The following is a 6,804-nucleotide window of genomic DNA, read 5'->3' as shown; positions in this document are numbered from 1 at the left end:
GCCCGGCGAGCGAGAGCCGGCTGCCGATCTCCAGCACGGTGGGGTGCGCGGCCATCGCCAGCCGCAGGTCGTCGGTGCGGCACTGGCCCTCGGGGCCGACGGTGGCGATCACCGCGCGCTCCAGCCGGCTGCGGCCGCGCGGGTCGACGACCGTGGTCCAGCCGGTGTGGGCGAGGTGCAGCCGCCCCCGGGAGGCCATCAGGACGAGCGCGAGTTCGACCACCCGGTCCGGTCCGCCGGCCAGGTACGCCGTCTCGTACAGCCCGATCCCGACCGCCTCGGACGGCCGGGGGCCCTCCTGACCGGACAGCGCGTCGGCGGTGGCGGTCGCCCGGACGAGCCGGACGCAGGAGAGCACCGCGGCGACGCAGGCCGGGAGGAGGAAGAGCAACCACATGGGGTTGTTGTAGTCCCGGCCGCGCCGCACGCGGAACGCCTTCCCGGAGCGCGATACCGAACTGTGACGTCCGGTGGGCCGTCGGCTCCGGTCGGGGCTCAGGATCCGCAGCCCCCGCCGCCGCCGCAGCTGGAGCCCCCGCCGCAGCTGGAGCCCGAGGAGGAGCCGCAGCCGGAGGAGCCCGAGGAGCAGCTGAAGGAGCTGCCGCAGCCCGAACCCGAGGAACCGGAGGAACCGGAGGAGTCCGAGGAGTCGGAGGAGGAGCCGCACCAGGCGGTGGGGCCGGTCGAGCAGGAGGAGCCGGAGGACGAGGAGCCGGTGCCGGCGGAGGCGGCGACGGCCCGGGCCGACTGGTCGGCGGCCGCCGCGGCGAGCATCGCCTCGTGCAGTTCCGCGTCGCCGAGGCCGTCGGCACCGAGCAGGGCCAGGCCGCCGATCGCGACGGCGCCGAGCAGGACGGCGTCGGCGCCGCTCACGAACGCGCCGTGGTGCGGCTGCCAGGGCTTGCCGGTGTCCATCAGCCCGAGCTGGCGGCGCCCGGCCGGGGTGACCCGGCCCTTGGGCGGCCGGGTGACCAGCAGCGAGACCAGGCCGAGGACGAGCAGCAGCAGCGGGATCCAGAGTGCGGCGTGGTCGCTGCCCGGCTCGTCGGAGTCCAGCAGCGGGGCGGCGACGGCGAACACCGCGGTGACCGCCAGGGCGAGCCAGATCCTCCGGTGTGCGGTCCGGGCCCGGCGCAGCCGCTCCGGGTTGCGCAGCAGTCCCCGGGCGGCCAGGGCGTCGCCGATGGCCTGGACGGCGGGCGCGCGCATCACCGCGACGCGCAGCGAGTCGAGGTCCCGGCTGCGGGACGGGCCGATCGCGTCGACGATCGCGCCGTCGACCTCGTCGGCGGGCTCGGTCGCGGTCAGCGTGACCAGTCGGGAGCGGCTGACCACGATGTGGCCGCGCCGGTGCATCCGGACCAGGGCGGTGTCGAAGACCCGGCCCGGGCCCCCGGCCAGGAAGGCGGCTTCGAGCAGGGCGATGCCGCGGCCGGGCAGGCCCTTGGGGTTGCTGACGCGCCGTGCGGCCTGCTTGGCCTGCCAGGCGAGGAGCGCGGTGGCGGCCAGCAGGACGCCGGGCACGAGGTAGTAGGTGTTGTGCCACATGAGTGGTTCCCCCGGGTGGTGAGACATGGTTCGGGCGCGCGTGGCGCCGTCGTGGGGCGGTGGTGGGGCGGTTCCGGCGTGCGGTCCGGACGGACGCGCGGCCCGGGTGGGCGCGGCGTCGGGGCGGACGGGCACGGGTGCTGAGGGAGTGGTGCGGTTACGGGTGCGGGTGCGGGTGCGGGCGCGGGGCTCAGGCGTCCCGGCCGGGCCGCAGGGCGTGGCGCAGGCGGGCGAGCGGGCCTGACCGGCGTTCGGACCGTTCCTCGGGCGCCGGGTGGAGCCAGCGTTCCAGGGCCCGCCGCTGGTCCTCGGACGGTTCCGGGCGCTCGGTGAGCGCCCATTCGGCGAAGGCCCGGGCGTCGGCGCGGTAGCCGCCGGTCTGCGGACGGCTGCGGGCGTAGGTGAGGAACAGCGGCCCGTACTGCGCGCCGAGCAGGCGGGGCAGGTCCGGGGCCACCTTGGCGGCGGTGTCGCGTCGCTTGGCGGCCAGGCCGGTCGCCTGGGCGCGCACCTGCGCCGGGTCGAAGCCGGGCGGCACCGGGCCGCCGGCCACCAGGGCGGTGAGCAGTTCGGTCTGCCGGGCCGCCAGCCGGGCCCGCGCGGCGTCGGTGGCGGAAGCGGTGTCGGTGGCGGGAGCAGTGTCGGGGCCGGACGTGGTGTCGGTGCCGGACACGGCGGTGTCCGCGCCGAGGGCGGCGGTCACCGGCCGCCCTCCAGCACCCGCCGGACGGCGTCGAGTTCGGCTGCCAGCTCGGCCGGCGGCGGGAACGCGGCGTCGCGCTCCAGCAGCACCCCGGGCGGCGCGACCCTGGCGCACAGCTCGGCCAGCACCTCCAGCACCGGTTCGGTGACCGGGTGGGCGTGGGTGTCGTGCCAGACGCCGTCGACCATGGTGCCGCCCGCGATGTGCACGTAGGCGAGCGCCTCCAGCGGCAGCCGGTCCAGTTCGGCGGCCGGGTCGATGCCGAGGTTGACCCGGTTGGTGTGCAGATTGGCGACGTCGATCAGCAGCCGGACCCCGGTCCGCTCGACCAGCTCGGCCAGGAACTGCCCCTCGGTCAGCTCGTCGTCCGGCCAGGCCAGCTGGGCGGCGATGTTCTCCAGCGCCAGCGGCACCGGCAGCTGGTCCTGGGCGATCCGCACGTTCTCGGCGACCACCCGCAGGGCGTCGCGCGAGCGCGGCACCGGCAGCAGGTGGCCGGCCTCCAGGCCGCCGGCCCGGACGAACGCCAGGTGCTCGGTGACCACCGGGGAGCCGAGCAGCGCGGCCGTCCCGGCGAGCTTGGCCAGCCGGGCCGGGTCGGGCCGGTCGGCGCCGCCGAGGCCGAGCCCGACACCGTGCGGGACCACGGTGAGGCCCCGGTCGAGCAGGATCCGCAGGGATGCGGGGAGGTGGCCGTCGCAGATGTTCTCGGCTACGACCTCGACCCAGTCCAGGCCGGGCTGCCGCTCGACCACGGTGTCGATCTCGCTGCGCCAGCCGAGGCCGACGCCGAGCCGGCGCGCGGTTGCGGTGGTTCCGGTGCCAGTGGTGGTGCCGACGCCAGTGCCGGTGCCGGTGGTGGTGTCGGTCGTGGTGCCCGTCGTCGTTGCGGGCGGCTGCGGAGCGGTCCGCAGGGCGGGGGAAGTCATCGGTGCGCCCCCTTCGGAGGGCTGGGTGGAAAGCCGTCGGTCGGCGCGGGCCTCGTCGCCAGGGCCACCGGGCTGTGGTGCTGAGCATGTCCCCGGACTGTGCGGCTGCCAAGCCTCGGCCGGTCATCTCAGAGCATTACTTGAGCTTGGCGTTGAGTCAATCCGCGACCTCGGCCCGAATTTCCCGCATCGCCGCTGGTGGGGAGGGTTGCGGTGGAAAACGGGTTCGCAGGCGGACCGATGGTGGCTACTGTGACGCAGCTATGACACCGCTGACGATTCGTGACTTCCGCCCCGAGGACGCCGATGCCGTGGCGGCCGCCCACCGGGCCGGGCGTGAACACCTGGTCGAGGCGCCCGAGATGTTCGTCTGGCTGAACGCCCAGCAGACGAAGGGCCACTACCGCACCTTCGTCGCGGAGCTGGACGGCCGGGTGGTCGGCTCGGTCCGCTGCGGGGTAGTGACCGGGACCAGCACGACCGGCGTCGGCCACGCCAACGGCAGTGTCCTGCCCGAGTACCGGCGGCGCGGCGCCTTCACCGCGCTGCTGGCCGCCGCCGAGCGGCACCTCGCCGCGCACGGCGTGGTCGAACTGCACAGCTGGGTGGACGAGGAGCCCGGTCCGCGCGCCTTCGCCGCGGCCCGGGGCTTCACCGAGGGGCGGATCGCCCACTTCGGCGCCCGGGACCTCGCCCGTCCGCTGCCGGAGGCCCCGCCGCGGCCGGCCGGCGTCGAGCTGCGCCCGGCGGGCGCCTGGGCGGCCGACCCGCACCCGGTGTTCCTGGTCGAGGCGGACGCGATCCGGGACGAGCCGGGCGAGGTCGTGATGGACGCCGCCGACTACGACGAGTGGCTGGCGGGCGAGTGGCACCGCCCGGCCTTCGACGCCGCGCTGAGTGTCGTGGCCGCGGTCGACGGCCGGCCGGCCGCGTTCACCGCCGTCCACACGGACGGCGCGGACCGGTACTGGTCGGCGTTCACCGCCTGCCACCGGGACTTCCGCGGCCGGGGGCTGGCCAAGCTCGCCAAACTGGAGTCGCTGCGCCTGGCCCGGGAGGCCGGTCTGCGGCACGCGTACACCTCGAACGACGCGACCAATGCGCCGATGCTGGCGATCAACGCCTGGCTGGGCTACGAACGCTGCGCGAGCGAGCGGAAGTTCATCAAGCGCCTGGACGGCTGACGGGGGCCGGTCCCGGCCGGGGGCGGACCCCGTCCCGGCCGGGGACGACGGAGAGTGACGCTCGCCGGGTCGGTGGACTGAGCCGGACGGGTGAATCGGGTGCGCGGCCGGGCGCGGGCGCCGGGTCTCGGCCCGGCTCGGGAGTTCCCGGGGCTCTACGGGGCATCACATCGGCGCCGACAGTTCGTGCCCGAGTCATCGCGGGGGTGCCATGGAGATCCTGCTCCAGATCCTGGTCGGGTTCGTTCCGGCCGTGATCGGCTTTCTCGCGGCACGGTCGCTCGCCCGGACCCGACTCTTCCTGCGCTACGGCTTCCTGCGCGCGCTGCTGGGCCCGTACAGCCGGGTGCAGATAGTCACCCCGAGTATCGACGTGGGCGAGTTCGCCTACGCCAAGGACGGCTGCCGGCTCACCAGTCGGGGGCCCCGGAACGTGCTGTTCATGCCGATGGCCGAGGCGCGGGCCATCGCCGAACTCACCGACCTGCTGCGGAAGATCAACCGCAAGGCCACCATCGAGCTGGTCACCGCGGGCGCGCAGGACCCGCGGATGCCGACCTTCTCGGTCGGCGGGCCGAGCGTGAACGCCTACTCGGCGGGCGTCCTGGCCACCGCCTTCCCGGACTTCAGCCTGGAGCACCCGCAGGCGGCCCGGGCCCGCTGGGGCGGGATGGCCTTCGAGGCGCAGTACAACGCGGCCGACGAACTCGTCCGCGACCACGGCTTCGTGTTCGTCACCCGGACCTCCCGGCAGGCGCCCTGCGTGGTGCTCTGCGGGGTCTTCGCCTTCGGTTCGGCGATGGCGGTGGAGGCGCTCGCGGCGGCCGGGCGGCAGTCCCCGCTGGCCGTGCTGTTCCGCTCGGGGGAGAAGGGATTCGTCGCCGTCGAGGGCCGGGTGATCGGCCTGGACACCGTGGACGTGACGGTGGAGGTCTGCCGCGTCCTGCCGTCCGGCTGACCGGGCGTCGGCCGTCCACCCGGGCGCGCGCTGACCGGATCCCGGAACGGCCGCGGGCAGCGAACCGGGAGGAAAGGGGCGGGACGGGAGAGTCCGGGTCGGGGAATGGCCGAAAACGCCAGGGTTTCGCTCCACCGCTGTCACATCATCGGCATAATCGCGCCCATGACGATCAACCGTGCGAACGTGAGCGCGATTGCCGAGGACCTGTACGTCTGGCTCCCGCCGAAGCGGGGCTGGGGACTGGCCAACTGCGGACTGCTCGCCGGGCAACGGACCGCGTTGTGGATCGACACCCCCTACGACCCCTCGCTGGCCGCCGAGTTCCTCGCCGAGAGCCGCAAGCGGCTGGCCGACGGCGTGGACGTCGACCGGATCGTCGTCACCCACGCCAACGGCGACCACCTCTGGGGCGCGGGCGTGCTGCCGGACGCCGAGGTGATCGCCACCCGCGAGGCGCTGGAGCACATCCACTGGGAGCCGACGCCCCAGCAGACCCACGCGCTGGTCACCGGGAGCGACCCGGACTCGCCGCTCGGCGACTACCTCCGGCGCCACTTCGGGCAGTTCGACTGGTCCGGGACCGATCCCGTCCACCCGGACACCGTCTTCCAGGGCGAACTGGAACTGCGGGTGGGGGAGTACCCGGTGCAGATCACCGGCCTGCCCGCCGCCCACACCGGCGGCGACCTCATCGTCCACCTCCCGCACCAGCGCGCGGTGTTCACCGGTGACGTGATCTTCGGCTCGACCGCCGCCCAGCCCGGCGACCACCCCTCGCACTGGGCCGGTCCGCTGGAGAACGTCATCGCCGCCTGCGAGCGGATCCTGGCCACCGGCGCCCGGATCATCGTGCCCGGCCACGGACCGGTGCTCGACCGCCCGGGCGTCCACGAGCACATCGCCTACCTCGGTCACGTCCGCGAGCGCACCCACGCCCTGCACGCCGCCGGGCTCACCGCGCTGGACGCGGCCCGCCGGATCATCGCCGAGCAGCGGTACCCCGAACTCGGCCTGCCCGAGCGGCTGGTGCTCACCGTCGCCGCCGAGTACCGGCACCTGGACGGCAACGAGGTGCCGAACATCCTGGAAGCGATGAACCAGGTGGCGCTGGTGGCCCGTGAGATCGACGAGGACGCCGACCGCCGGGCGCCCCGCCCGCGCGCGGACGGCCCCGCCACGGCCTGAGCCCCGACCACGGCCCGAACCCCGACCCACGACACCTGACCCACGGCACCTGAGCCCCGGCCCGCGGCAGCCGGCCGGCGGCAACCCGACCGAGCCCGTTCTTCGTACAAGGAAACTCCGAGGACGTCGATGACGCAGTTCCTGGTACCGGCCCTGGCGCTGATCGCGCTCGCCGCGCTCGTGGCCGCCGCGCTCCTGGCGCGCGGCCGCTCGCGCGCGGTGGCCCGGGCCGACGCCGCCGAGGCCGCCTCGGGCCTGGCCGCCGAACGCGCCCGCGCCGCCGAGGGGCAGACC

5 protein-coding genes and 1 pseudogene are annotated in these 6,804 nt (G+C 75.1%); 3 read left to right on the top strand and 3 right to left on the bottom strand.

What is annotated here, in order from left to right; translation table 11 throughout:
- The 3 genes and pseudogenes from VR45_RS13220 to VR45_RS44020 all read right to left on the bottom strand — a co-directional run.
- Positions 1-397: TIGR04222 domain-containing membrane protein (locus VR45_RS13220; RefSeq protein WP_045939918.1), on the bottom strand; the 397-nt coding region annotated here is incomplete at its 3' end.
- A 98-nt stretch (positions 398-495) separates the two neighbouring features.
- The gene (locus tag VR45_RS13215) at positions 496-1,548 is read right to left on the bottom strand and encodes a TIGR04222 domain-containing membrane protein (protein WP_045939915.1); all 1,053 of its coding nucleotides are present in this window, start codon (positions 1,546-1,548) and stop codon (positions 496-498) included.
- Positions 1,549-1,888: 340 nt separating this feature from the next.
- A pseudogene (locus VR45_RS44020) lies at positions 1,889-3,180 on the bottom strand (DUF692 domain-containing protein); the annotation flags it as partial.
- A gap of 263 nt (positions 3,181-3,443) precedes the next feature.
- Between VR45_RS44020 and VR45_RS13200 the strand changes: the two are divergent.
- From VR45_RS13200 to VR45_RS13190, 3 genes are all read left to right on the top strand, one after another.
- Complete coding sequence (locus VR45_RS13200; RefSeq protein WP_045939914.1) at positions 3,444-4,364, top strand: GNAT family N-acetyltransferase; 921 nt, start codon at positions 3,444-3,446, stop codon at positions 4,362-4,364.
- Between the two features lie 211 nt (positions 4,365-4,575).
- Positions 4,576-5,322, top strand: a complete 747-nt coding sequence (locus VR45_RS13195) for a hypothetical protein (protein ID WP_045939913.1) — start codon at positions 4,576-4,578, stop codon at positions 5,320-5,322.
- 165 nt (positions 5,323-5,487) lie between these two features.
- On the top strand, positions 5,488-6,510 hold the full coding sequence (locus tag VR45_RS13190; RefSeq protein ID WP_045939912.1) for an MBL fold metallo-hydrolase: 1,023 nt from the start codon (positions 5,488-5,490) through the stop codon (positions 6,508-6,510).
- Positions 6,511-6,804: the final 294 nt, after the last annotated feature.

It is taken from the genome of Streptomyces sp. NRRL S-495 (assembly GCF_000966955.1).
GTDB lineage: Bacteria > Actinomycetota > Actinomycetes > Streptomycetales > Streptomycetaceae > Kitasatospora > Kitasatospora purpeofusca.
This window is presented reverse-complemented; position numbering and strand designations above follow the sequence as displayed.